This window comes from Variovorax sp. PAMC28562 (genome assembly GCF_014303735.1).
Taxonomy (GTDB): Bacteria; Pseudomonadota; Gammaproteobacteria; order Burkholderiales; family Burkholderiaceae_C; genus Variovorax.
Genome location: NZ_CP060296.1, coordinates 448,263 through 474,051 on the forward strand (window position 1 = coordinate 448,263; position 25,789 = coordinate 474,051).

Annotated in this window: 20 protein-coding genes; 1 reads left to right on the forward strand and 19 read right to left on the reverse strand. The window is 65.2% G+C overall.

Annotated features, from left to right (window positions below):
* Positions 1-133: 133 nt before the first annotated feature.
* The 13 genes from uvrA to H7F36_RS02290 all read right to left on the reverse strand — a co-directional run bounded on the left by uvrA (position 134) and on the right by H7F36_RS02290 (position 19,322).
* The gene (gene uvrA / locus H7F36_RS02230) at positions 134-5,977 is read right to left on the reverse strand and encodes an excinuclease ABC subunit UvrA (RefSeq protein WP_187053146.1); all 5,844 of its coding nucleotides are present in this window, start codon (positions 5,975-5,977) and stop codon (positions 134-136) included.
* Between the two features lie 147 nt (positions 5,978-6,124).
* Complete coding sequence (locus tag H7F36_RS02235) at positions 6,125-7,801, reverse strand: MFS transporter (protein ID WP_222620424.1); 1,677 nt, start codon at positions 7,799-7,801, stop codon at positions 6,125-6,127.
* Positions 7,802-7,981: 180 nt separating this feature from the next.
* Positions 7,982-8,620, reverse strand: coding sequence for a 2-hydroxychromene-2-carboxylate isomerase (locus H7F36_RS02240; protein WP_187053147.1), 639 nt, complete (start codon positions 8,618-8,620; stop codon positions 7,982-7,984).
* The gene (locus tag H7F36_RS02245; protein ID WP_187053148.1) at positions 8,617-8,871 is read right to left on the reverse strand and encodes a DUF1289 domain-containing protein; all 255 of its coding nucleotides are present in this window, start codon (positions 8,869-8,871) and stop codon (positions 8,617-8,619) included. The genes H7F36_RS02240 and H7F36_RS02245 overlap by 4 nt, the downstream gene beginning before the upstream one ends.
* Positions 8,868-9,395 carry a YbaK/EbsC family protein gene (locus H7F36_RS02250; protein WP_187053149.1) on the reverse strand — a complete coding sequence of 176 codons (528 nt, stop codon included), beginning with the start codon at positions 9,393-9,395 and terminating at the stop codon, positions 8,868-8,870. The genes H7F36_RS02245 and H7F36_RS02250 overlap by 4 nt, the downstream gene beginning before the upstream one ends.
* Entirely contained in the window at positions 9,395-10,315 is a 921-nt protein-coding gene (locus H7F36_RS02255; RefSeq protein ID WP_187053150.1) for a hydroxymethylglutaryl-CoA lyase, read from the reverse strand. The genes H7F36_RS02250 and H7F36_RS02255 overlap by 1 nt, the downstream gene beginning before the upstream one ends.
* A 17-nt stretch (positions 10,316-10,332) precedes the next feature.
* Positions 10,333-11,271 carry a 2-hydroxyacid dehydrogenase gene (locus tag H7F36_RS02260; RefSeq protein ID WP_187053151.1) on the reverse strand — a complete coding sequence of 313 codons (939 nt, stop codon included), beginning with the start codon at positions 11,269-11,271 and terminating at the stop codon, positions 10,333-10,335.
* 2 nt (positions 11,272-11,273) lie between these two features.
* On the reverse strand, positions 11,274-13,325 hold the full coding sequence (locus H7F36_RS02265) for an acetyl/propionyl/methylcrotonyl-CoA carboxylase subunit alpha (protein WP_187053152.1): 2,052 nt from the start codon (positions 13,323-13,325) through the stop codon (positions 11,274-11,276).
* Positions 13,318-13,989 (reverse strand): DUF4126 domain-containing protein, encoded by a 672-nt coding sequence (locus tag H7F36_RS02270; protein WP_187053153.1) that lies wholly within the window; start codon positions 13,987-13,989, stop codon positions 13,318-13,320. The genes H7F36_RS02265 and H7F36_RS02270 overlap by 8 nt, the downstream gene beginning before the upstream one ends.
* A gap of 24 nt (positions 13,990-14,013) precedes the next feature.
* Positions 14,014-14,805, reverse strand: a complete 792-nt coding sequence (locus H7F36_RS02275; RefSeq protein WP_187053154.1) for an enoyl-CoA hydratase/isomerase family protein — start codon at positions 14,803-14,805, stop codon at positions 14,014-14,016.
* Positions 14,806-14,850: 45 nt separating this feature from the next.
* The gene (locus H7F36_RS02280; protein ID WP_187053155.1) at positions 14,851-16,479 is read right to left on the reverse strand and encodes a carboxyl transferase domain-containing protein; all 1,629 of its coding nucleotides are present in this window, start codon (positions 16,477-16,479) and stop codon (positions 14,851-14,853) included.
* Positions 16,476-18,140 carry an AMP-binding protein gene (locus H7F36_RS02285; protein ID WP_187053156.1) on the reverse strand — a complete coding sequence of 555 codons (1,665 nt, stop codon included), beginning with the start codon at positions 18,138-18,140 and terminating at the stop codon, positions 16,476-16,478. Before H7F36_RS02285 ends, H7F36_RS02280 begins: the two co-directional genes overlap by 4 nt.
* Positions 18,141-18,149: 9 nt before the next feature.
* Entirely contained in the window at positions 18,150-19,322 is a 1,173-nt protein-coding gene (locus H7F36_RS02290; RefSeq protein ID WP_187053157.1) for an isovaleryl-CoA dehydrogenase, read from the reverse strand.
* A gap of 96 nt (positions 19,323-19,418) precedes the next feature.
* Between H7F36_RS02290 and H7F36_RS02295 the strand changes: the two genes are divergently transcribed.
* Positions 19,419-20,510 (forward strand): AraC family transcriptional regulator, encoded by a 1,092-nt coding sequence (locus tag H7F36_RS02295; protein WP_187053158.1) that lies wholly within the window; start codon positions 19,419-19,421, stop codon positions 20,508-20,510.
* A 5-nt stretch (positions 20,511-20,515) separates the two neighbouring features.
* On the opposite strand, the gene H7F36_RS02300 is transcribed toward H7F36_RS02295, so the two are convergent.
* From H7F36_RS02300 to H7F36_RS02325, 6 genes are all read right to left on the reverse strand, one after another.
* Entirely contained in the window at positions 20,516-20,848 is a 333-nt protein-coding gene (locus H7F36_RS02300) for a thioredoxin family protein (protein WP_187053159.1), read from the reverse strand.
* Between the two features lie 55 nt (positions 20,849-20,903).
* The gene (locus tag H7F36_RS02305; RefSeq protein ID WP_187053160.1) at positions 20,904-21,602 is read right to left on the reverse strand and encodes an HAD family hydrolase; all 699 of its coding nucleotides are present in this window, start codon (positions 21,600-21,602) and stop codon (positions 20,904-20,906) included.
* 14 nt (positions 21,603-21,616) lie between these two features.
* Entirely contained in the window at positions 21,617-22,036 is a 420-nt protein-coding gene (locus H7F36_RS02310) for a YchJ family protein (RefSeq protein WP_187053161.1), read from the reverse strand.
* A gap of 67 nt (positions 22,037-22,103) precedes the next feature.
* Complete coding sequence (locus H7F36_RS02315; RefSeq protein WP_187053162.1) at positions 22,104-23,234, reverse strand: acyl-CoA dehydrogenase family protein; 1,131 nt, start codon at positions 23,232-23,234, stop codon at positions 22,104-22,106.
* A 19-nt stretch (positions 23,235-23,253) separates the two neighbouring features.
* Positions 23,254-24,498, reverse strand: a complete 1,245-nt coding sequence (locus H7F36_RS02320; RefSeq protein ID WP_261802471.1) for a glutamate carboxypeptidase — start codon at positions 24,496-24,498, stop codon at positions 23,254-23,256.
* Between the two features lie 12 nt (positions 24,499-24,510).
* Positions 24,511-25,695, reverse strand: a complete 1,185-nt coding sequence (locus H7F36_RS02325) for an acetyl-CoA C-acyltransferase (RefSeq protein WP_187053164.1) — start codon at positions 25,693-25,695, stop codon at positions 24,511-24,513.
* Positions 25,696-25,789 lie beyond the last annotated feature (94 nt).

Below are 25,789 nucleotides of genomic sequence, written 5' to 3' on the forward strand. Positions count from 1 at the left end.
CTGGGCCCAAATTGGACCGAGCCAGCTTCCGGCCAGCAATCGGGAAGTCCCGCCCGCGACGTGCGCACCCTGATGCGCAGCGGCAGGTACGCCGCCGGCGCAAACCCCTCCAGCGCAGCGCCACCCAACGCGCCTATGCCCGCGCCAGCACAGGCCCCAACGCCACGCCGGTGTGCGTGCCCAAACGCACCACTTCTTCCGGCGGCGCCGCCGCCACGACGCGCCCACCGGCGTTACCACCTTCAGGCCCAAGGTCGATGACCCAGTCGGCCTCGGCGACGACATCCAGATCGTGCTCGATCACCACCACGCTATGCCCGCCGTTCACCAGCCGGTGCAGCACATGGATCAGCTTCTCGACATCGGCCATGTGCAGCCCGACGGTCGGCTCGTCCAGCACGTACAACGTGTGCGGCGCCTTCTGACCGCGCCGTGTGATGTCGTCGCGCACCTTGCTCAGTTCGGTCACCAGCTTGATGCGCTGCGCCTCGCCGCCGCTCAGCGTCGGAGACGGCTGGCCCAACGTCAGGTAGCCGAGCCCCACGTCTTTCAGCAACTGCATTGGATGGCTGATGTTCGGCATGGCCGCGAAGAATTCGACGGCATCGTCTACCTCCATCTGCAGCACTTCGCCGATGCTCTTGCCGCGCCAGCTCACCGCCAGCGTCTCGGGATTGAAGCGCGCGCCGTGACACACCTCGCACGGCACCTTCACGTCGGGCAAAAAGCTCATCTCGATAGTGCGCACACCGGCACCGTCGCATCCAGCGCAGCGGCCTTCTCCGGTGTTGAAGCTGAAGCGCGCCGGACCGTAGCCGCGGGCCTTGGCTTCCAGCGTGTCGGCGAACAGCTTCCGGATGGTGTCCCAGAAACCGATGTAGGTGGCAGGGCAGCTGCGCGGCGTCTTGCCGATCGGCGTCTGGTCGACTTCCAGCACGCGGTCGATGGTTTCGTAGCCCTCGACCGCGCTGCAGCCGGCCCACCTGGCGCGCTTGCCTGCGGCATCGTTATCGCGGCCGGCCTTGGTCATTCGCTGCACCACGATCGCATACACGTTGGCCAGCAGCACGTCGCGCGCCAGCGTCGACTTGCCCGAGCCGCTGACGCCGGTGACCGCCACCAATCGATGCAACGGCAACGACGCCGTCACCTCCTGCAGGTTGTGCAGATTGGCACCGCGCACCGTCAACCAGCCGGGGGCACCCACTTCGGGCGCCGGCACCGGGCGGCGCTCCTGCAGCGGATGCTTGATGGCATCGCGCAGATAGCGGCCAGTCTGCGAATCGGCCGCTGCCTCGATGTCGGCGACCGAGCCCTCGGCCACGAGTCGCCCGCCGCGCTTGCCCGCGCTCGGGCCGATGTCGATGATGTGGTCGGCGCGCCGGATCGTGTCTTCGTCGTGCTCGACCACCACCAGCGTGTTGCCTTTTTCGCCGAGCTTGTGCAGCGCGTCGAGAAGGATCTGGTTGTCGCGTGCATGCAGTCCGATGGTCGGCTCGTCGAGCACATAGCAAACGCCCTGCAGGTTGCTGCCGAGCTGCGCCGCCAGGCGAATGCGCTGGGCCTCGCCGCCGCTCAATGTGGGCGCGCCACGGTCGAGCGTGAGGTAGCCGAGTCCGACTTCCTTGAGGAATTCGAGGCGGCTCTTGATTTCCGGTACCAGGTCACGCGCGATCTCCGCTTCGCGCCCGACCAGCTGCAGTGTTTCGAACCACTCGCGCACTTCGATCACGCTCATGCGCGCGAGTTGCGTGATGCCGATGCCGCCCAGGCCGAACGGGTTCACGGCGCCTGTGGCCGGTGCGTCGGGCGCGGCTCCGAACAGTACGGCACGCGCGATCGCATTCAGCCGCGTGCCTTCGCAGGTCGGGCAGGCCACGTCACCGACGTCTTCGGCCTCCGGCTCCGCAAAGGTTTGCTCGCGGCCCTTCTGGTCGGCGCCGAGCACCGAGTCGTCGAACACCTTGCGTTGGTCCTTGTTCAGCTTGACGCCGGTGCCGACGCAATCGGGACACCAGCCGTGCTTGCTGTTGTACGAGAAGAGCCGCGGGTCGAGTTCGGTGTAGCTGGTGCTGCAGATCGGGCAGGCCCGCAACGTAGAGAACACATGCACGTGGCCGATGCCATGGGTCGGCGCGTTGGCCATCATCGCGGCGCGCAGGCCGGTGAGTTCGCTCAACACATGAACGACGCCCTTGCCATGTTCCAGCGCGCGGCGCAGCGCGTCGCGCAACTCGGCTTCGTTCTCCGGCAGCACATCGAGACTCGCCACCGGCAGTTCGATGCTGTGCTCCTTGAAACGGTCGATGCGAGGAAAACCGGTCGTCGGCAAGAAACCGCCGTCGACACGCAAATGCGTGAAGCCACGCGGACGGGCCCAATCGGCGAGTTCGGTGTACACGCCCTTGCGATTGCTCACCAACGGCGCCAGCAAACCGATGTGCTGCCCACGGAAATTCTTCAGCAACTGCGCCGCGATGCTGTCGGGCGTTTGCGGCTGCACGGCTGCACCGTCGTTGACGCAATGCTGGATGCCGAGCTTGACGTACAGCAGCCGCAAAAAGTGCCACACCTCGGTGGTGGTGCCGACCGTGCTCTTGCGGCCGCCACGCGACAGGCGCTGCTCGATCGCCACCGTGGGTGGAATGCCATACACCGCGTCGACCTCGGGCCGACCCGCCGGCTGCACGATGCTGCGCGCATACGCGTTCAGCGATTCGAGGTAACGGCGCTGCCCTTCGTTGAAGAGGATGTCGAACGCGAGCGTTGACTTGCCAGAGCCGCTGACGCCGGTGACCACGCTGAACTTGCCGCGCGGAATGTCGACGGAAAGGTTCTTCAGGTTGTGCTCGCGCGCGTTCACGATCTGGATCGCGTTGCTGCCCGGCGCCTTGGTTTTCGTCTTGCCCGAATAGCGGCGCGCATTGCGCTCGGCCACCTTGTAGGCGTCGGGGCCGATCGCCAGTTCATAGTCGGCCAATGCTGCGCCGGTGAGCGATGCGCGGTCTTCGCGCAAGGCCTCGGGCGTGCCGGTCGCCACCACTTGGCCACCACCCTCGCCGCCTTCGGGGCCGAGGTCGATCAGCCAGTCGCTGGCGCGGATCACGTCCAGGTTGTGCTCGATCACGACCAGCGAATGACCGGCGTCAAGCAGTTTGCGCAGGGCCCGCATCAGCCGCGCGATGTCGTCGAAATGCAGGCCGGTGGTCGGCTCGTCGAACAGGAACAGCGTGCCCTTGCGCGCCACCGCCTGCTTGCTCGATGTCGCGCTCTTGGCAGCTTCGGCCAGGAAGCCGGCGAGCTTGAGCCGCTGGGCTTCGCCGCCCGACAAGGTCGGCACCGGCTGGCCGAGCTTCACGTAGTCGAGCCCCACGTCGATGATGGGTTGCAGCACGCGAAGCACTTCGCGGTCGGCCGCGAATACCGATGCGGCTTCGGCGACGGTCAGGTCGAGCACGTCGGCGACGTTGTAGTTCTTGCCGCCACGCTCGACCGTCACTTCGAGAATCTCGGGCCGGTAGCGTTTGCCGTCGCAATCGGGGCAACGCAAGTACACGTCCGACAGGAACTGCATCTCGACGTGCTCGAACCCCGAGCCGCCGCAAGTCGGGCAGCGCCCATCGCCTGAGTTGGAGCTGAACTTGCTGGCCGTGTAGCCACGCTGGCGCGACAACGCCGCCGTCGCGAAGATCTCGCGGATGGCATCCCACGCGCCGACATAGCTCGCAGGGTTGGAGCGCGCGGTCTTGCCGATGGGCGATTGATCGACGAAGACCACATCGCTCAGGTAGTCCGCGCCGAGCATCCGATCGAACGCTCCGGGCGTTTCGGTGGTCTTGCCGAAGTACCGCATCAACGCGGGCGCGAGCACGTCCTGCACCAGCGTCGACTTGCCCGAACCGCTGACGCCGGTGATGCACACCAGCCGCTGCAACGGCAGCTCGACCGTGATGTTCTGCAGGTTGTGCTCGCGCACACCTTCGAGGATGAGCCGGTGCGTGTTCTCGCTCACCAGGCGCTTGAAGCCCATGCCGATCTTCTTGCGACCGCCGAGGTAGTTGCCGGTGAGCGTGTCGGCATCGCGCAGCTGGTCGGTCGTACCGTCGAACACGATCTGGCCGCCGCGAATACCGGGGCCCGGCCCCATGTCGATCACCCGATCGGCCGCCAGCATCACGGCCGGGTCGTGCTCGACCACCACCAGCGTGTTGCCCGCGTCGCGCAGCCGCAGCATGGCCTCGGTGATGCGGTTCATGTCGCGCGGATGCAGCCCGATGCTGGGTTCGTCGAGCACGAACAAGGTGTTGACCAGCGAGGTGCCGAGTGCCGTCGTCAGGTTGATGCGCTGCACCTCGCCACCGCTCAGCGTGCGGCTTTGCCGATCGAGCGTGAGGTAACCGATGCCGACGTCGTGCAGGTAGCGCAGGCGGGTGGTGATTTCTTCGAAGAGCAGCTTCAATGCCTGGGCGTCCCCTTGACTTGCTCCTTCCTCCTTTGGGGGAAGGTTGGGATGGGGGCGCTCAGCCGAGGGCTGCTGCCCATCGAAGAACCGCCGCAGCCGCTCGATCGACAGCATCATCAGATCGTGCAGGCACAGCCCCGGCAGCGACTCGAGCTGCGCGCGCGACCACTTCACGCCCATCGGCATGAAGCGCTTTTCGGGCGGCAACACGGCGTCGGCATCGGCCTTGCTACCGATGCGCCACAACAGGCTGTCGAGCTTCAGCCGGGCGCCGGCGCACGTCGGGCACTGCGTGTAGCTGCGGTACTTCGACAACAAGACGCGGATGTGCATCTTGTAGGCCTTGCTTTCCAGATAGGCGAAGAAACGTTTGACGCCGAACCACTGCTGGTTCCACTTGCCCTTCCAGTTGGGCGAGCCTTCGATGACCCATTGCTTCTGCTCGTCGGTCAGTTTGTTCCACGGCGTGTCGCGCGGAATGCCGGCGGCTTCGGCGTGGCGCATCAGATCGTCCTGCGCCTCTTTCCACGCGGGCGTCTGGATGGTCTTGATGGCACCCGCACGCAGCGTCAGCCGGTCGTTCGGAATGACCAGCCCGAGGTCGACGCCGATCACCCGGCCGAACCCGCGGCAGGTTTCACAGGCGCCCACAGCCGAGTTGAACGAGAACATCGACGGGATCGGGTCGGTGTAACGAATGTCGCTCTCGGGGCAATGCAGGCCGGTGGAGAACTTCCAGATCTCTTGCGCCGGCTCGGGAACGACAGCGCCTTCGACGACGCCATCTGCCGCGAGGACGGGCGCGGGCAGCGATGCATAAACCGTCAGCCGTCCCGCGCCGCGTTTGAGCGCAGTCTCGATGGCTTCCAGCACGCGCGCCCGTTCGGCACCGGCGATGCGAAAGCGGTCGGCCACCACGTCGAGCACCTTGCGCGGGCCGGTCGGCGTTGCCACTTCGCGCTCGGCCTGCACGCGGGTGAACCCGCTGGCCGACAGCCATTGCGTCACTTCTTCGGTACTGGTCGCCGCCGGCAGTTCGACCGGAAACGTCAGCACCACGCGCGGGTCGCCAGCAGCGGCCGCGCGCACGGCCAACGCGGTGTAGATCGAGTCGGGCGAATCGTGCCGCACCGGCAACGAAGTTTCGCGGTCGAACAACTGCGACGCGCGCGCGTAGAGCAGCTTCAGGTGATCGTTCAGCTCGGTCATGGTGCCGACCGTCGAGCGCGACGACCGCACCGGGTTGGTCTGGTCGATGGCAATGGCGGGCGGCACGCCCTCCACCTTGTCGACCGCCGGCTTGTCCATGCGGTCGAGGAACTGGCGCGCATAGGCAGAGAAGGTCTCGACGTAGCGGCGCTGCCCTTCTGCATAGAGCGTGTCGAACACCAGGCTCGACTTGCCCGAACCGCTGGGGCCGGTGACCACCGTCATCTCACCCGTGTGGATGTCGATGTCGATGTTCTGGAGATTGTGCTGGCGTGCGCCGCGGATGCGAATGGAGCCCTGTGTCATTGCTTGCCTGGAGGTGGGGCAAACATTATGGGCAGCGTGCCGTGGCAGCGCCGTGGCAGGGTCTTGCGCAGGCTGCTGTCAGCCCCGACGCCATAAAAAAAGCCCCGCGGCCTTTCGGTCGCGGGGCTCTCGCGCATTCAGCGTGAATCAGTCGTTCGCGTAGATGTCCACGTCCTTGGTTTCGCGGACGAATATGACGCCGATCACCAAGGTGATCAAAGCGATCACGATCGGATACCAAAGCCCGTTGTACATATTTCCCGTCTGCGCCACGATCGCCAGCGCCGTGGCCGGCAGCAGGCCGCCGAACCAGCCGTTGCCGATGTGGTACGGCAGGCTCATCGAGGTGTAGCGGATGCGGGTCGGGAACATCTCCACCAGCATGGCAGCGATCGGGCCGTAAACCATCGTCACGTAGATCACCAGGATGGTGAGCAGCAGCACGATCATCGGCTTGTTCATCTTCTCGGGGTCGGCCTTGGTCGGGTAGCCATGCTCCTTCAATGCAGCGCCGATGGCGGCCTTGAAGTCGGCGTCCTTCTTCTTGGCTTCGTCGGCCGGCAGGCCCTTGCTGGCGTAAGACTCGATGACCTTGTCGCCGATCGAGATCTTGGCCGTGCCGGTGCCGTCAGCCGTGTCGTAGCTCACAGAACGCGTGGCCAGCACCTGCTTGGCGATGTCGCACGAACTGGTGAACTTGGCCGTACCGGTCGGGTTGAACTGGAACGAGCATTCGCTCGGGTCCGCGGTCACGACGACCTTCGATGCGGCTTGCGCTTTCGCCAGATCCGGATTGGCCGCTTCGGTCAGCATGCGGAAGATCGGGAAGTACGTCACCGCGGCGATCAGCAGGCCGGCCATGATGATGGGCTTGCGGCCGATCCGGTCGGACAGCGAACCGAAGATCAGGAAGAAAGGCGTGCCGATCAAGAGGGACAGTGCCACCAGCACGTTGGTCGTCGCACCGTCGACCTGCAGCGAGCCGGTCAAGAAGAACTGCGTGTAGAACTGGCCGGTGTACCAGACGACCGCCTGGCCCATGGTCAGACCGACGAGCGCGAGGATGACGATCTTCAGGTTCTTCCATTCGCCGAACGATTCCGACAGCGGCGCCTTCGAGGTCTTGCCCTCGGCCTTCATTTTCTGGAACGCCGGCGATTCGGAAAGCGACAGGCGAATCCACACCGATACGGCGAGCAGCAGCACCGACACCAGGAACGGGATGCGCCAGCCCCAGGCAGCGAACTCAGGCTCGCCGAGCACAGTGCGCACGCCCAGGATCACCAGCAGCGAAAGGAAGAGTCCCAGCGTCGCAGTGGTTTGAATCCACGATGTGTAGGCCCCACGCTTGCCGTGCGGCGCGTGCTCGGCAACATACGTTGCAGCACCGCCGTACTCGCCACCGAGCGCCAGGCCCTGCAGCATGCGAAGCGCGATCAGGATGACCGGCGCGGCAACGCCGATGGTGCCGTAGCTGGGCAGCAGGCCGACGATGAAAGTCGACAGGCCCATGATCAAAATCGTGATCAGGAAGGTGTACTTGCGGCCGATCATGTCGCCCAGCCGGCCGAACACGATGGCGCCGAACGGACGCACCAGGAAACCGGCTGCAAAGGCGAGCAGCGAGAAGATGACTTGCGAGTTGGGGTCGAGGTTCGAGAAGAACTGGCGACCGATGATGGCCGCCAATGTTCCGTACAGATAAAAGTCGTACCACTCGAACACCGTGCCAAGGGACGAGGCGAAGATCACCTTGCGTTCCTCGGGAGTCATGGGCCGGGGGGCCGGATGCGGAACCCCCTTCGAATCCAGTGTGGCTGCCATTGCGTCGTCTCCTGTTTGAAATTCGGATGCGGCCTCCTCACGAGACCGCACCGCATTCTTGAAGCGACGACTGACCCGAGACTTTCACCAAACTGAACCGACGCTGACAGTTCGAGGGGAAACCCGTGGGGTCGGTTTCAGGATGCAAGAAAACACGCCTCTGCGGCGCCCTTCACGCTTTTATTTCGCGCGGACGATCCCGGGCCGGTCAGCCGCATCGCGCCATGCCGCGCTGTCGAACCAGGGGTCGCCCTCGACCATCGCGCGCAGCATCGGCAAGCTGTCGAAGCCCCACACCGCCTGCCCCTCGACCGAATACGCGGGCACGCCGAACACACCGGCAGTCGCCGCCTCTTCGGTATTGGCACGCAACTGAACCTTGGCCTCCTCGCCTCTGCTGTCTCGCACCAGCGTCAGCCGCGATGCCAATGAAGCCAGGCGTACCGGGTCCGCCGCATCGCCACCACCGCGCCACACGTCATGAAAGATCGTCTCTGCCACATAGCGACTGATCTCGCCTGTGTGCGTCGTTGCCAGCGCGAGCCGCAGGTGCGGCAGCGGGTTGTACGGATGGCTGGCCGGCATGTCGATGGGAATGCCGTTCGCGCGGCCGAGCCACAGTGCCTGCCGGTAGACCCAGGCGCGCTTGGACGGCACGTCGGCAGGCGCCACGTGACCGTGGTGCATGAACAGCGCGCCGAGCAGCAGCGGCTTGTAGCTGACGCTGTAGCTGAGCCCTTCGAGCGCGTCGGGCAGTCGCTCGAACGCCAGATAGGCATAGGGCGAAATAAAGTCGAGATAGAAAGTGATGTGCTTCATGTCGATGTCTTGTCCTTCTCGTTCTCTTTTGCTTTCACTTCTGCTTCTGCTTGCGTCCGCGTTCCCGAGGAGCGTCGATCGATGAGTCCCCACACGGCGCACTTCTCGACGTCGCTCATGTGCCGCCACCCAGCGATCTCTGGAATGGTCCGAAAGCATCCTTCGCAGAGTGCCGTCTCGGTCACCATGCGACAGACCGAAACGCAGGGCGAAGGCACGACCGGCTCAGGCAGCACTTCGCGTACTTTCATTGCGCAGGCGCCGCCACATCCACCGCCGTCACCTGCACCGTGACGTCGGCCACTGGTGCACCGGTGAAGCGCTCGATGTCTTTCGGTGCCAGTCGCACCACCGAATGCGGATGACCCGCGGCCGCCCACACTTCGTCGAAGCGAAACAACTCGCGATCGATCAACGTCACGGACGGCGTGGCATGCGCGAAAGGCGACACGCCGCCGATGGAGAAGCCGGTCTTCGCCTTCACGAAATCGGCATCGGCACGCCCGGTCTTGCCGACGATGGCGTCGACCTTTTTCTCGTCCACCCGGCGATCGCCCGAGGTAATGATCAGCACCGCTGCATCGTCGCTTTTGCGCCGGAAGATGATGCTCTTCGCGATCTGCCCGACCGCGATGCCGAGTGCGTCGGCCGCTTGTTGCGCGGTGCGTGCAGCGTCGTCGAGCATCTGTGGCGCGTGCGCGTGACCGGCGTGCTGCAGCACCCGCGCGACGCGCTGTACCGACTCGGGCAGCGCGTGCAGTTCAGAGCCGCACATCAGGCTTCCCGCTTTGTACGGATCGCCTTGGACGCCCGCGAATTCGGCTCTCGCCCCAGCGCCTGGCTGATGTACACGCCGGCATCGATGAGCTTGTCCAGATCGATGCCGGTATCGATGCCCATGCCCTGCAGCATGTAGACCACGTCTTCGGTCGCGACATTGCCGGTGGCGCCCTTGGCATACGGGCAACCGCCGAGTCCGGCCGACGAAGTGTCGAACTGCCACACGCCCATCTCCAGACTGGCCAGCGTGTTGCCGAGTGCCTGCCCATAGGTGTCGTGAAAGTGCCCGGAGATGTCGTCGATGCCGTAGTGCTGCAGCGTCGCCTCGATGGCGCGCTGCACCTTCACCGGCGTGCCCACGCCGATGGTGTCGGCCACGCCGAGGTGCTGCACGCCGATGCCACGCATCAGCCCGGCCAGGCGACCCACCGCCTCGGGAGCGACATCGCCTTCATAAGGGCAGCCGACGGTGCACGACATCGCACCGCGTACATAGATGCCGTGCTCGCGCGCAGCCGCCACCACCGGCGCAAAGCGCTCGATGCTTTCGGCAATCGAGCAGTTGATGTTCTTCTGGCTGAAGGCTTCGCTGGCCGCGCCGAACACCACGATCTCGTCGGGCCACTCGTTGCGGGGGGCTGCGATGGCGGCCTCGAAGCCTTTCATGTTGGGCGTCAACACCGAGTAACGCACGCCGGCCTTGCGCTGGATGCCGTGCATCACCTCCGCGTTGTCGGCCATCTGCGGTACCCACTTCGGGCTGACGAAACTGGTGACCTCGATCTCGCGCACGCCGGCGTCTTGCAGGCGATGAACAAGGCCGATCTTGACCTCGGCCGACACCGGGTTTTTTTCGTTCTGCAAGCCGTCGCGCGGGCCGACATCGACGATTTTCACTTTGGGGGGAAGCTTCATGGGATCTCCTGGAAAAGTCAGTATCCGCGTTCGAGGTCGACCACGCCCGCCATCCCGTCAAAGCCCGCACCCCCTTCGACGGCACGGATTTTCGAGACGATCTGCGCGATAGATTCTTCGCGCAACGTGCGCGCCGACGCATGGGGCGTCACGGTGATCTTCGGATGCCGCCAGAACGGATGGTCGGCCGGCAGCGGTTCGGTCTCGAACACGTCGAGCGTCGCGCCGTCGAGCTGCCCGGCGTCCAGCAGCGGGATCAGGTCGGCCTCGACCAGATGCGCGCCGCGTGCAACGTTGATGACGTAGCCGCCCGGCGCGCCGCCGTTCAGCTTGGTCAACGTCTCGCGCCGCAGGATGCCGCGGGTGTCGGGCGTGACCGGAAGCAGGCACACCAGCACCCGGCTCTCCGCCAGAAACGCATCCAGACTTTGGTGCCCGGCGAAGCTGCGAATACCGGCGATGTCCTTGGGCGAGCGGCTCCAGCCGTTGACCGGAAAGTCGAATTGCGCCACGGCCTTGGCGACCCGCTCACCCAGCACGCCGAGCCCCATGACGCCGACCGGAAATTGCGAGCGCAGACGCGGCGCCCGATAGCCCCAGCTGCCTTGTCGTGCATCGACCTCGTAGGCATCGAACTCGCGAAAGTGACGAATCAGCGCGTGGCAGACGTACTCGGCCATCTGCACCGCCATGCCCGCATCTTCGACCCGCACGATGCGCGTGTGCAGCGGCATCCTGAGCTTGAGCAGTGCATCGACGCCGGCCCCGATGTTGAAGAGGCCTCGCAAGCCGGGCTGCTCGTCGAGCATGCGCTGCGGCGGTGACCAGACCACGGCATGGTCCGCCGGCGGCGCACCGGGTTGCCAGACGGAAACGTGAGCCTCTGGAAATTCGTGTTGCAGGCCCGAGACCCATGCGTCGGGTTTGAGATCGGTGAGGCAGACGGTGATGTGCATGATCAGGAAGCCACTGCGGCGACGATGCGCAGCAACTCCGACCCTTCGGTCACCTGATCACCCGGCGCATACAGGAGCTCTTCGACCGTGCCATCGGCCGGTGCCGCGATGGTGTGTTCCATCTTCATCGCCTCCATCACGGCGAGCGGCTGGCCCTTGGTGACCCTGTCGCCCGCTTTCACGGAAAACGACACCACCTTGCCCGGCATCGGCGCGGTCAGCCGGCCGCCTTCGGCCTGCGTTTCGCCAGCATGCGCCAATCGGTCGACGCTGGTGATCTTGCTGGCGCCCTGCTGCGCGAACACGTGCGCCGTGCCTTGACTCTCGTACACATTCAGCGTGTGCCGTCCGCCGTTGAATTCGACTTCGAACTCGCCGGTTGGAAACTGGCCGATGACCAGCGCGCCTTCGACGTCGCCGACTTTCAGCCAGAGGCTGCCATCCCGCTTGTAGGTCACTAAGGCCGACGTGTCTTCACCCCGAAACTCGAAATCGAAGTGACGCGTGTATTCGCCCAGCGCGCGCCAGCCATCGCGGCGCGCAAACGGGTCGGGCATCTTCGACGGCCATTCGCCGATCAACGTGCGCGTGATCGCCGCAGCGGCGGCCAAGGGCAGGCCAAGCGGTTCACGGTCGAACAGCACGGCGCGTTCTCGCTCGATCAATGCGGTATCGAGCTTGGCGTTGGCGAACGAATCGGTCGCCAGCACACCGCGCAGGAACTGCACGTTGGTCGCCACGCCGACGATGTGCACCTGCGCCAGCGCTGCATCGAGACGCGCCAGTGCTTCGGCACGGTCCGCGCCATGCACGATGAGCTTGGCGATCATCGAGTCGTAGAACGGCGAGATCTCGCCGCCTTCGCGCACGCCGTCGTCGATGCGGACCGCGACACTGGGGTCGCTCAAGTTCGTGCGCTCAAACGCAGTCGCTGGCGGCTTGCGATAGACCAGCAGCTTGCCGGTCGCGGGCAAGAAGTTGTTGTCCGGGTTCTCGGCGCAGATGCGCGCTTCGATCGCATGGCCATGAATCTTGAGTTCGCTCTGCTTTAACGGCAACGGCTCGCCCGACGCCACGCGCAGTTGCCACTCGACCAAATCGAGGCCGGTGATGGCTTCGGTCACGGGATGCTCGACTTGCAGCCGCGTATTCATCTCCATGAAGAAGAAGTTCATTTCGCCCGCGGACGTGCCGTCCGCTGCCTGTTCACCGCGTTGCTCGACGATGAACTCGACCGTCCCCGCGCCGACGTAGTTCACCGCCCTGGCAGCCGACACGGCGGCCGCGCCCATCGCTTTGCGCATCGCTTCGGTCAGGCCGGGCGCGGGCGCTTCTTCCAGCACCTTTTGGTGGCGCCGCTGCACAGAGCAGTCGCGCTCGAACAGGTAGACGCAATCGCCGTGCGTGTCCCCGAACACCTGGATCTCGATGTGGCGCGGGCGCTGCACGTATTTTTCGATCAGCACGGCGTCGTTTCCGAAGCTGTTGATGGCTTCGCGCTGGCACGACGCCAGCGCAGCCGCGAAGTCTTCGCCCTTGTCGACCACGCGCATCCCCTTGCCGCCCCCGCCCGCGCTGGCCTTGATCAGCACCGGGTAGCCGATGCGATCGGCTTCGCGCTGCAACAGCGTCGGGCTCTGGTCGTGGCCGTGGTAGCCGGGCACCAGCGGCACGCCGGCCTTCTCCATGAGCTGCTTGGATTCGGCCTTGAGCCCCATCGCCCTGATGGCCGAAGGCGATGGGCCGATGAAGACAACGCCGGCCTCCGCGCACGCCGTGGCGAACGCATCGTTCTCGCTCAGAAACCCATAGCCGGGATGGATCGCTTCGGCACCCGTGGCCTTGGCCGCTTCGAGGATCTTTTCCCAGCGCAAGTAGCTGTCTTTTGGCGCGCTGCCGCCGATATGAACCGCCTCGTCGCAGGCCCGTACATGGTTGGCGTGCGCGTCGGCATCGGAGTACACGGCGACGGTGCGGATCGCCATCCGGCGCGCGGTGGCGGCGACGCGGCACGCGATCTCGCCTCTGTTGGCGATCAGGATCTTTTTAAACATGGGGGCTGTCTTCCGAAGGTTTCTTCTTGAACTGAAAAGCGGAAGTCACGCCCGGATCGGGCCGACCGCTGAAGATGCGCGCGACGCGATTGAAGAGCGAACGCAAGAAGCGCCAGCTCTTGCGAATGAGCCACACGCTCCCGATCAGCACGATGACGAACACCACGCCGAACACCAGCGGATGCGCGACGGCGAGCCAGAGACCGGTCGGCACCGCAGCGTCTTCGACGAGCGACGCACCGACATTGCTGAAGGGTTCGGGCGAGGTGTTGATGGCGGCGCGCGTCGTCGCCTTGGCGGTGTGCGCTGTGGCAGCCAAACCGCCGCCCACGAGCGCTGCGACCAGCGCCATGGCGGTGTGGTCGGCGCCAAAAACGCCGGCGGCCAATGCAGCGCCAGCCGGCACGCGGATGACCGTGTGAACCATGTCCCAGAGCGAATCGAGTCCCGGAATCTTGTCGGCAAAAAATTCCACGAACACCATGAAGCCGCTTGCGGCAAGCACCACCGGATTCGCCAGCAATTGCAGTCCGCCGGGCAACGGCATCCAGCCGAAGTAGCCGGCGAGGCCGACCAGCAGGATCACGAGATAGAGCCGTATGCCGCTGGCCCAACCGATAGCGCCCGCGAGTGCAAGCAGCTGAGGCATGTCGAGTGCGTTCATTCGGCTCGCTTCAAGTTGTGGTGTTCACGACGCAGGCAGCCAACTCGGCTTGCGCTTTTGCAGAAAAGCTTGCACGCCCTCGCGCCCCTCTTCGCTGGCGCGGATGTCGGCGATGCCCTCGACGGTGCGGGCGATCAGCGCAGCGTCGATGTCGCGACCCGCCACATCGGCGATCAGTTGCTTGCCGGCGCGCACGGCGGCCGGGCTGGCGCCGACCAAGGCCTTGAGCAACTCGTCGACCTTGGCATCGAGCGCGTCGGCCGCCACCACCTCGTGCACGAAGCCGATGCGATGCGCCTCGGCAGCGCTGAAACGCTCGGCCGTCAGGAAGTAACGCTGCGCCGCGCGCGTGCCCATCGCGCGAATCACGTACGGGCTGATGGTCGCGGGGATCAGGCCGATCTTGACTTCGCTCAGGCAATACCAGGCGGTGTCGACACTCACCGCCATGTCGCAGGCCGCGACCAGTCCCATGCCGCCCGCATACACATCGCCCTGCACCCGCGCGATGGTCGGCTTGGGGCACTCCGCTATCACGCGCAACATCTCAGCCAACTTGCCGGCATCGGCGACGTTTTCATCGCGCGAGTAGTCGGCCATGCGGCGCATCCAGTTGAGGTTGGCGCCGGCGCAGAAAGCGGGTCCGTTGGCACCGAGCACGACGGCCTTGATATCCGCCATCGCACCGGCTTCGGCGAAGGCTTGCGTCAGCTCGGCGATCACGATGTCGTCGAAGGCGTTGCGCGTGTCTGGCTGGTCGAGCCAGATGCGGGCGATGGGGCCGTCTGTCGTGAGGGTCAGTTTGGTGAAGGTCATGTCTGGAAATTCAAGGACGTGTGCGATGAAACGCAGGTAGTCGTCTCACATCCGGAAGATGCCGAACTTCGGTTCCGGTATCGGTGCATTGCGTGACGCCGCAAGTCCCAATGCGAGCACACGCCGCGTATCCGCCGGATCGATGATCCCGTCGTCCCAGATACGCGCGGTCGCGTAGTAAGGATGGCCCTGCACTTCGTACTGCTGGCGGATCGGCGCCTTGAACGCCTCTTCTTCTTCCTTGCTCCACGCGCCGCCCTTCAGTTCGATGCCGTCGCGCTTGACGGTCGCCAGCACGCTCGCGGCTTGCTCGCCGCCCATCACGCTGATGCGCGCGTTCGGCCAAATCCACAGGAAGCGTGGCGAGTAAGCGCGGCCGCACATGCCGTAGTTGCCGGCGCCGAAACTGCCTCCGATGATGATGGTGAACTTGGGCACATTGGCGGTCGCCACCGCCGTCACCATCTTGGCGCCGTGGCGCGCGATGCCTTCGTTCTCGTACTTGCGGCCGACCATGAAGCCGGTGATGTTCTGCAGGAAGACGATCGGCGTCTTGCGGTGGCAGCACAGCTCGATGAAGTGCGCACCCTTCTGCGCCGACTCGCTGAACAGGATGCCGTTGTTGGCGATGATGCCGACGGGCATCCCTTCGATCTCGGCGAAGCCGCAGACCAGCGTCGCGCCGAAGCGCTGTTTGAACTCGTGGAACTCGCTGCCGTCGACCACGCGCGCGATGATCTCTCGCACGTCGAAAGGCTTGCGCGTGTCGGTCGGGATGACACCGTAGAGCTCTTCGCGCGGGAAGTCGGGTGCACGCGCGGTGGCCGGTTCCGGCATCGCGGGTCGCGCTGCTTTCGAGTTCAGGTTGGCAACCGCCGATCGCGCCAGCGCCAACGCATGCAGGTCGTTCTGCGCCAGATGGTCGACCACGCCCGACAGCCGCGTATGCACATCACCACCGCCGAGGTCTTCAGCCGTGACGACCTCGCCGGTCGCAGCCTTCACCAGCGGCGGGCCACCCAGGAAGATCGTGCCCTGGTTCTTTACGATGATCGATTCGTCGCTCATCGCCGGCACATACGCGCCGCCCGCAGTGCACGAACCCATGACCACGGCGATCTGCGGGATGCCCTGCGCGCTCATCTGCGCCTGGTTGTAGAAGATGCGGCCGAAGTGGTCGCGGTCCGGAAACACCTCGTCCTGGTTCGGCAGGTTGGCGCCGCCGGAATCGACCAGGTAGATGCACGGCAAGTGGTTCTGCTCGGCGATCTCTTGCGCGCGCAGATGCTTCTTCACCGTGAGCGGGTAGTAGGTGCCGCCCTTCACGGTCGCGTCGTTGCAGACCACCATGCAGTCGACGCCGTTCACTCGGCCGATGCCGGCGATAAGGCCGGCGCCGGGGGCCGACTCGTTGCCCTTGGCGTCGAGGTACATGCCGTACGCGGCCAGCGGTGCGATCTCCAGGAACGGCGTGCCGGGGTCGAGCAACTCGGCGACGCGGTCGCGTGGCAATAACTTGCCGCGAGCGACGTGCTTGGCGCGTGCGGCTTCACCACCGCCGGCTTCGACTTTGGCGAACTGTGCGTGCAGGTCGTCGACCAATGCGCGCATCGCGACGGCGTTGGCCTGAAAGTCGGCGGAGCGGGCGTTGAGTTTTGTTTCTAACTTGCTCATGCGGTCTTTTCTTCGTTGAGTCCGAGCCGCGCTTTCATCTCGTCGCGGATCTTGAACTTCTGGATCTTGCCGGTGACGGTCATCGGAAACTCGGTGACGAACTGGATGTACTTGGGCACCTTGTAGTGAGCGATCTGGCCTTTGCAGAAGTCGCGAATCTCGTCTTCGGTCGCGCTCTGGTTCGGCTTCACGATGACCCACGCGCACAGTTCTTCGCCGTAGCGCTTATCGGGCAGGCCGACCACCTGCACGTCCTGCACCTTCGGGTGCCGGTACAGAAACTCTTCGATCTCGCGCGGGTAGATGTTCTCGCCGCCGCGGATCACCAGGTCCTTGATGCGACCGACGATGTTGACGTAGCCCTCGTCGTCCATCACGGCCAGGTCGCCGGTATGCATCCAGTGCTCGGCGTCGATGGCTTCGCGGGTTCTGACCTCGTCTTCCCAGTAACCGTGCATGACCGAGTAGCCGCGCGTGAGCAATTCGCCCGAGATGCCACGCGGCACCGTGGCACCCGACTCCGGGTCGATGATCTTGACTTCGATGTGCGGCTGCACCGTGCCCACGGTCGAAACGCGCTTGTCTTGCGGCGTGTCGGTGCTGCTCTGGCAACTCACCGGGCTGGTTTCGGTCATGCCGTAGGCGATGGTGATTTCGCCCAGGTGCATCTGGTCGACCACGCGCTTCATGACTTCGGTCGGGCACGGCGAGCCGGCCATGATGCCGGTGCGCAAGCTCGACAGGTCGAACTCGGCGAAGCGCGGATGGTCGAGCTCGGCGATGAACATCGTCGGCACGCCGTGCAGGCCGGTGCACTTTTCAGCCTGAACGGTTTCAAGCACCGTGAGCGGATCGAAGCCGTCGTTCGGATAAACGATCGTCGAGCCGTGAGTCAGCGCTGCCAGGTTGCCCAGCACCATGCCGAAGCAGTGGTACAGCGGAACCGGAATGCACAGCCGGTCGTGCGGAGTGAGCTTCATGCATTCGCCGATGAAGAACCCGTTGTTCAGGATGTTGCGGTGCGTGAGCGTCGCGCCCTTGGGGAAGCCGGTGGTACCGCTGGTGAACTGAACGTTGATGGGGTCGGTGGCCTTCAACGTCTCGGCGATCTGCGCGATGCGCGGGTCGTCGGGGTTACCGCTGGCGAGCAAGTCTGAGAAGCGCTGCATGCCGGGTTGATCGGCATCGCTTGACTTGTCGATCCACACGGTGTGCTTTAGCAATGGCAGCTTGGCCGACCCGAGTTCGCGCAGCATGCCCAGGTAGTCGCTGGTCTTGAACTGCGCCATCGTGACCAGCGCCTTCACGCCCACCTTGTTGAGCGCGTATTCCAATTCCGACGTGCGGTAGGCCGGGTTGATGTTGACGAGGATGAGCCCGACCTTGGCGGTCGCGATCTGCAGCAGCACCCATGGCACGTTGTTGTGTGACCAGATGCCGATGCGGTCGCCCGGCACCAGGCCGAGGTTCAGCAGCGCGCTGGCGAGGCGGTTCGATTCGGTTTGCAGCTCGCGGTAGGTGAAGCGCCGGGCTTCGTGGCGGCTGACGAGGGCTTCGTGGTCTGGCTGCGAAGCGGCCATGTCGTCGAAAAAGGCGCCGATGGTTTGCTCGATCAACGGGACGTCGGTGGCGCCTTTGGCATAACTCAGGCTTGAGGTCATGGCCAGCCCTCAGGAGGTCTCGGCAAACAGTTCACGCCCGATCAGCATGCGCCGGACTTCAGAAGTGCCCGCGCCGATCTCATACAGCTTGGCGTCGCGCCACAGTCGCTCGACCGGAAAGTCTTTGGTGTAGCCCACGCCGCCGAGCGCCTGGATCGCTTCGCCGGCCATCCAGGTCGCCTTCTCGGCGGAGTACAAGATCGCGCCGGCCGCATCCTTGCGAAAGGTGCGCGCGTGGTCGTTGCGGTCGCAGGCCTTGCCGACCGCGTAGACATAGGCGCGCGTGGCCTGCCAGGTCGAGTACATGTCGGCCAGCTTGCCCTGCATCAACTGGAACTCGCCGATGCTCTGGCCGAACTGCTTGCGGTCGTGGATGAAGGGCAGCACCGCGTCCATGCACGCAGCCATGATGCCGAGCGGGCCGCCGGACAATACCGCGCGCTCGTAGTCGAGGCCGCTCATCAGCACCTTGGCGCCCATGCCTTCGCCGCCCAGCACGTTCTCGGCGGGCACTTCGCAGTTGTCGAAGAACAGCGGGTAGGTGTTGCTGCCGCGCATGCCCAGCTTGTCGAGCTTGGTGCCGGCGCTGAACCCCTTGAAGTTCTTCTCGACGATGAACGCCGTCATGCCGCGTGCGCCCATCTCGGGCTCGGTCTTGCCGTAGATGACCAGCGTGTCGGCGTCACCGCCGTTGGTGATCCACATCTTGCCGCCGTTGAGCACGTAGTAGCCGTCCTTCTTCTCGGCCCTGAGCTTCATGCTGATGACGTCGGAGCCAGCGTTGGGCTCGCTCATCGCCAGCGCGCCGACGTGCTCGCCGCTCACCAGCTTGGGCAGGTACTTGTTCTTTTGAAAGTCGGTCCCGTTGCGGTGGATCTGGTTCACGCACAGGTTGGAGTGCGCGCCATAAGAGAGGCCAACGGACGCCGACGCGCGCGAGACTTCCTCCATCGCAACGATGTGCGCGAGGTAGCCGAGTTCGGTGCCGCCGTATTGCTCTTTGACCGTCATGCCGTGCAGGCCGAGAGCGCCGAGCTTTTGCCACAGGTCGTGTGGAAAAAGGTTCTCGCTATCGATGGCCGCGGCGCGCGGCGCGATCTCGGCGGCGGCGAACGTCTGGATGGCGTCGCGCAGCGAATCGATGGTGTCGCCCAGGTCGAAATTGAGGCCGGGATCGTGCATGGGGTTTGTCTCCTGTGACACCGCAGCTTACGCCCGCCCGATCCGCAATTGGCGCCACAATGGTTGCAAATCGTGCCACATGAACGCATCCGCACCATGTCCTCCCCTTCGTTCCTGAGCCCCGCCCGTGCCGCCACGCCAATGGCTTTCGTGCGAGCGATCGTACGAGGCTACGAGCGCTATGGCGTCGACTCGGCGGGCGCCCTGCGCGCGGCACAGATCGCGCCGCGCGATGTCGCCAAACCAGGTGCCCGCGTCACCGCAGTGCAGTTCGAAACGCTCAACGCGCACGCGATGCAGGAGCTCGACGACGAAGCGCTCGGCTGGTTCACCCGCAAGCTGCCCTGGGGTAGCTACGGCATGCTGTGCCGCGCCTCGCTGAGCTCGCCCGACTTGGGCCTGGCCATCAAGCGCTGGTGCCGCCACCATCGGCTGCTGACCGACGACATCGCGCTCGACCTGCAGGTTATGGGCGGCGTGGCGACCTTGTCGATCACCGAACAGCGGCCGCTGGACAAGGCTTTCCGCGAGTTCTGCCTGGTGTCGAGCCTGCGCTTCCTGCATGGCTATGCTTGCTGGGCGATCGACTCGCGCATCTCGCTGCGCCACGCGACCTTTCCTTTCGCAGCGCCATCCCACCGCGACGCCTACGCGTTGATGTTCGCTGGAGACGTGCGGTTCGATGCGGCGCGTGCCAGCTACAGCTTCGACGAGCGCTACCTTGCGTTGCCCCTGCAACGCGACGAGCGCGCGCTGCGCACCATGCTCAAGCGTGCGCTCCCGCTGACGGTGCTGCAGTACCGGCGCGACCGGCTGCTGGGACAGCGCGTGCGCGAGCTGATGCGCGGGCCGGCCGATAGTGAAGCGGGATCGCACGCTACGGCGCCGCGTGCTGAATCGAACACCGCCGACGCGCTGGCATCCGCGCTCAACGTATCGGCCCGCACCTTGCATCGCCAGTTGAAGGACGAAGGCACGTCGCTGCAGTCGATCAAGAACGAGGTGCGTCGCGACGAGGCACAACGGCAACTGCGCCGCACGACAAAGCCGATCAAGCAGATCGCGCTGGCAGTGGGCTTTCGCAACGAGAAAAGTTTCGCGCGCGCTTTCCGCGACTGGACCGGCATGACGCCGGGAGCGTTTCGGCGACCCGGCGACCCGGCGAATAGTCGGATCACTCCGGCCTGATGCCTTCAGGCGATCGGGTCGATGCCGGCGAGCGCTTCGGCGATCGGTTGCGCCTCGGTCGGCCGCACCAGTCGCGCCACTTCGCGTCCGTCCTGCAGAAAGATCAGCGTCGGCCATAGCCGGACGTTGAACGAGCGGCCGAGCGGCCGGCCGCTGCCGTCTTCGACCTTGATGTGTTCGACATGCGGATGGCTGGAAAACGCTTCGACGATGACCGGCTGCGCCGCCTTGCAGATGCCGCACCAGTTGGTACCGAACTCGACGACCGCAGCGCCCTTCAGCGCATCGATGGCGGTGCGCTCGGGTTGTTCGGTCTGGTAGGCGACGGGGCTGGTCATGACGGTCCTTTCTGGCAATGAACTCATTGCACCAGAAAGGCCGGGGCTCCGCACGTCAGCGGGGTGCCCGCCAGGCGGCCAGCACATCGGGTAATTGCAACATGTCGGTGAACACCACGCTGGCGCCGACGGCGCGCATCGCGTCGGGGTCGCTGTGGCCGAGCCCCGCCATGCCGGGCGGGCTGTAGCCGAACACGGTGGCACCGGCCGCGACGCCCGCGGTCACGCCGGTGACGGTGTCTTCGACGACGGCGCAGCGGGCCGGGTCGGCGCCCAGCGCGGCCGCCGCGGCCAGGTAGACATCGGGGAACGGCTTGCTGCGCGGCGTGTCGTGGCCGCTGAAGACGTAGCCGGCGAAGAAGTCGTGCAGACCGACCTTGACCAGCTGGAACTCGACCTTGTGCAGATCGGCCCCTGAAGCGCAGGCGATACGCCCGCCCGCCAGCGCATGCACCCGGCGCACAGCATCGACAGCGCCGGGGATGGCGAGCAGATCGGCATGCAGCGCGACGTTGCGGCGCTCGCGAAAGCCTGCGAGCCATTCGGTCGTGATGGCGAAGCCGGTGCGCGCCTCGATCAGTGCGGCTTCATCCCTGACGGCCTTGCCAGTGAAAGTACGCATCGATTCTTCGGTGCTGAGCTTCCAGCCCAACTCGCCGAGCATTTCGGCGAGTACGCGATTGGTGATGGGCTCGGAGTCGACCAGCACGCCGTCGCAGTCGAACAGCACCGCATCGAAGGGGAGGTCACTCATGGAGCGATGACCGATCAATACCGCGTGCCGTCGACGTAGTACCAGCGCTCTTCCTCGCGAACGAAGCGGCTGCGCTCGTGCAAACGGGTGGCGACGCCGGCAGCGTCGCGCTGGCGCGCCACGAACTCGACTTCGGCATGGTCAGCGTCGAGCACGGAGCGCGAGCGCACGTCGAGTCCGAGCCATTTGACGCCGGGCTCGAAGGTGACTTGCGACGGCCGGTGGCCCTGCGCCCACGTGGCGAGCAGGTAGTCGGCGCGTTCGTTGACGAACGCGGTGTAGCGCGAGCGCATGAGCGATTCGGCGTCGGGCGCGGGCGTGTTGTCGAAGTCGTCGAGGTAGCGCCCGCAGCACAGGGCGTAGGTAAACGGCTTCTCGCGGCGGTCGCGACGGCCGCAAGGACAGGGGGCGGGAGGGGGCGTGGTGGCGCTCATGAGGTCCTCCATTGGAACACCCCGCGCGCCCTGCTCGCCAGCCACCCCGTCGGGTGCCCGTTAAAGCTCAGGCCAATGCCCGCTGGATGATCAGCTTCTGGATGTCCGAGGTGCCTTCGTAAATCTGGCAAACGCGCACGTCGCGGTAGATGCGTTCCAGCGGAAAGTCGTTCACATAGCCGTAACCTCCGAGCGTCTGGATGGCCGCGCTACAGACTTTTTCGGCCATTTCGCTGGCGAAGAGCTTGGCCATCGCGGCTTCTTTCAGGCACGGCAGGCCGGCGTCGCGCAGGCTCGCGGCGTGCCAGATGAGCTGGCGCGCGGCTTCGAGCTGCGTGGCACATTCGGCCAGCCGAAAGCCCACGGCCTGCTGTTGGAAGATGCTGCCGCCAAAGGCCTGGCGATCCTTGGCATAGGCCAGCGCCACGTCGAACGCGCTTCGCGCCATGCCGACGCTCTGCGCGGCAATGCCGATACGTCCACCTTCGAGCCCGCCCAGCGCGATCTTGTAGCCCTCGCCTTCTTGCCCGATGAGGTTTTCAGCCGGGATGCGGCAGCCGTCGAAATTGATCTGCGCCGTGTCGCTGGAGTGCTGGCCGAGCTTTTCTTCGAGCCGCGCGACGTTGTAGCCCGGCGCATCGGTCGGCACGATGAACGCGCTCATGCCGCGCTTGCCGGCACCCTTGTCGGTGACCGCGATGACGATGGCCACCTGGCCGTTCTTGCCGCTGGTGATGAACTGCTTGACGCCGTCGATCACGTAGCCGTCGGCATCCTTGCGCGCGGTGGTGCGCAGGCTCGACGCGTCGCTGCCAGCCTGCGGCTCCGTCAGGCAAAAGGCGCCGAGCATGTGGCCCTGCGCCAGTGGCTGCAGCCACTTCTTTTTTTGCTGTGCGTTGCCGTAGCGCATGAGGATGGCGTTGACCGGGCAGTTGGTCACGCTGATGGCGGTGCTGGTGCCGCCATCGCCAGCCGCGATTTCTTCGAGCACCAAGGCCAGCGTGACGTAGTCGAGCCCGGCGCCGCCGTCTTCTTCGGGCACGCAGATGCCGTAGGCGCCGAGTGCGGCGAGGCCGGCGTGCGCCGCCTTGGGGAAGGCGTGCTCGCGGTCCCAGGCAGGCGCGTGCGGCCACAGTTCGGCCTGCGAAAAATCGCGTACCGCGTCGCGGATCGCTTCCTGGTCGGGGGTCAGCAGCATGTCGTGTCTCCGAGATCTGTTATTTGCCCGCGCCGAGATCCATGATCATCCGCGCGGTCATGTAGAGCCGGCGCGGGATGGCGTCGATCATCACGTACTCGGCCTTGTCGCTGTGATACCCGGAGCCTGGCAGTCCCATGCTTTCGATCACCGGCTTGCTCGACAGCGCTGCGTAGGCCGCATCGGTGCCGCCGCCGGTACGCTCTTCGATTTCGACCATGCCGCCAGCTTCACGATAGAAGCCGACAGCCTTGTCGACCAGCTTCTTGCCGCCCTCGCCCGCATTGAACGCCGGGCGGCCGCGGGTGACGACGATTTCAACCTCCGAGCCGGACACCTTCTTGTTCTGCGCCCGCTCTTCGAGCGTCTTCATCGCCGCTTCGAAATCTTCGTTGCGCGCATAGCGCACGTCGGCATTCAGCGTGGCGCTGTCGGGGATGACGTTATTGACGGTGCCGGCCTTGGCGATGGTCCAGTTGAAGCGAAGGCCTCTGGATTTGTCGTCGATGTCCATCGTGCGCAGCACCAGGTCCGATGCCTCGACCAGCGCATTGACACCCGCTTCGGGCGCCTCGCCCGCGTGCGAGGTCTTGCCCTTGATGTTGGCCTGCACATAGGCGATGCCCGAGGTGCCGAGCGTCATCTTTTCGACCTCGGCGCTGGTCGGCTCGAACGACAGCACGTAGTCGGCCAGCCGCGCCTCCTGCTCGATCAACTCGCGCGACCCGAAGGAGCCTTTTTCTTCGTCGGTATTGAACAGCACGGTGATGGTGCCGTAGTCGCGCACGCCATAGTCCTTCAGCAGCTTGAGCGTGTGCAGGATGACAGCGGTGCCGCCCTTGTCGTCGGCGATGCCGGGGCCATAAGCGCGCGCGCCTTCAAGGCGAAACGGCGACTTGGCCAACGTACCTTTCGGGTAGACGGTGTCCATATGCGAGAGCAGCAGAAGGTTCTTGCCGCCCTTGCCTTTCAGCTTGCCGACGAGGTTGTCACCGACCACGCCAGCGGCCGCCTTGCTGCGCGTCACGCTGAAACCCAGCGCTTTCAGTTCGCCTTCGAGCAGATTGCCGACCGCGGCGATGCCCTGGGCATCACCCGTGCCGGTCTCGATGTTGACCAAGCGCTGCAAGGTCTTGAGCACAGCCTGCTGCTCTGCCGTGGCGGCATCGAACAGTACGTTGTCTCGCCTCTGCGCGAACGCCGTTGTCTGCACGAACACGCCCGCAAGCACGATGGCGAGGATGGCGGCCAGGCTTCGCTTCAAGCACGAACCCATTCAGATCAGTTCGATCGCGACCGCGGTGCCTTCGCCGCCGCCAATGCACAGCGTCGCGACGCCGCGCTTCTTGCCGCGCGATTGCAGCGCATGGATGAGCGTGACCATGATGCGAGCGCCGCTCGCGCCGATCGGGTGGCCCAGCGCGCAGGCGCCGCCGTGCACGTTGACGATGTCGTGCGCCACGTCGAGCTCTTTCATGAGCGCCATCGGCACCACGGCGAAGGCCTCGTTCACTTCCCACAGATCGACGTCTTTCACGCCCCAGCCGGTCTTCTTGAAAAGCTTGGCGACAGCACCGACTGGTGCGGTCGAGAACCACTCGGGTTGCTGTGCATGGGTCGCGTGACCGACCAGCCGTGCGATCGGCCTGGCGCCGTTCTTCTTCGCATGCGACTCGGTCATCATGACCAGCGCCGCAGCGCCGTCGTTGATCGAAGAGCTGGATGCGGCGGTGATGGTGCCGCCGTCTTTCTTGAAGGCCGGCTTGAGCGTGGCGATCTTGTCGAGCTTGACCTTGCCCGGGCCTTCGTCGATGGCGACGATCGTTTCACCGCTGCGGCCCTTGACCGTTACCGGTGTGATCTCGGCCTTGAACAAGCCATCGGCCGTGGCGTGGCGCGCGCGCTCCACGCTGGCGGTAGCGAAGGCATCCTGCTGCTCTCGGGTGAAGTTGTACTTGGCTGCGCAGTCTTCACCGAAGGTGCCCATCGAGCGACCCGGCTGGTAGGCGTCTTCCAGGCCGTCGAGCATCATGTGGTCGAAGATGCGGTCGTGGCCCATGCGATAGCCACCGCGGCCCTTGAGCATCAGGTAGGGCGCATTGGTCATGCTCTCCATGCCGCCCGCGACCATGACGTCGTGCGTGCCGGCCAGCAGCATGTCGTGCGCGAACATCGCGGCCTTCATGGCCGAGCCGCACATCTTGCTGAGCGTGACGGCCCCCGCGCTATCGGGCAGGCCGCCCTTGTAGGCCGCCTGGCGTGCCGGTGCCTGGCCTTGGCCAGCCATCAGGCAGTTGCCGAAGAGCACTTCACCGACCGTGGCGGCGTCGATGCCGGCACGCTCGACAGCTGCCTTGATGGCGGCACCACCAAGATCGTGCGCGGCGAGTGAAGAAAAGTCGCCTTGAAAGCCGCCCATGGGGGTGCGGGCGGCGCCGACGATGACGATGGATTCGGACATGAGGATCTCCTTGGAGGAACGGCCAGCCAGCCGCGGGTTGGTGGATCGGGTAACAGGCCGCGTCGCGCTGATCGGCAGGATGCGGTCAGACGAA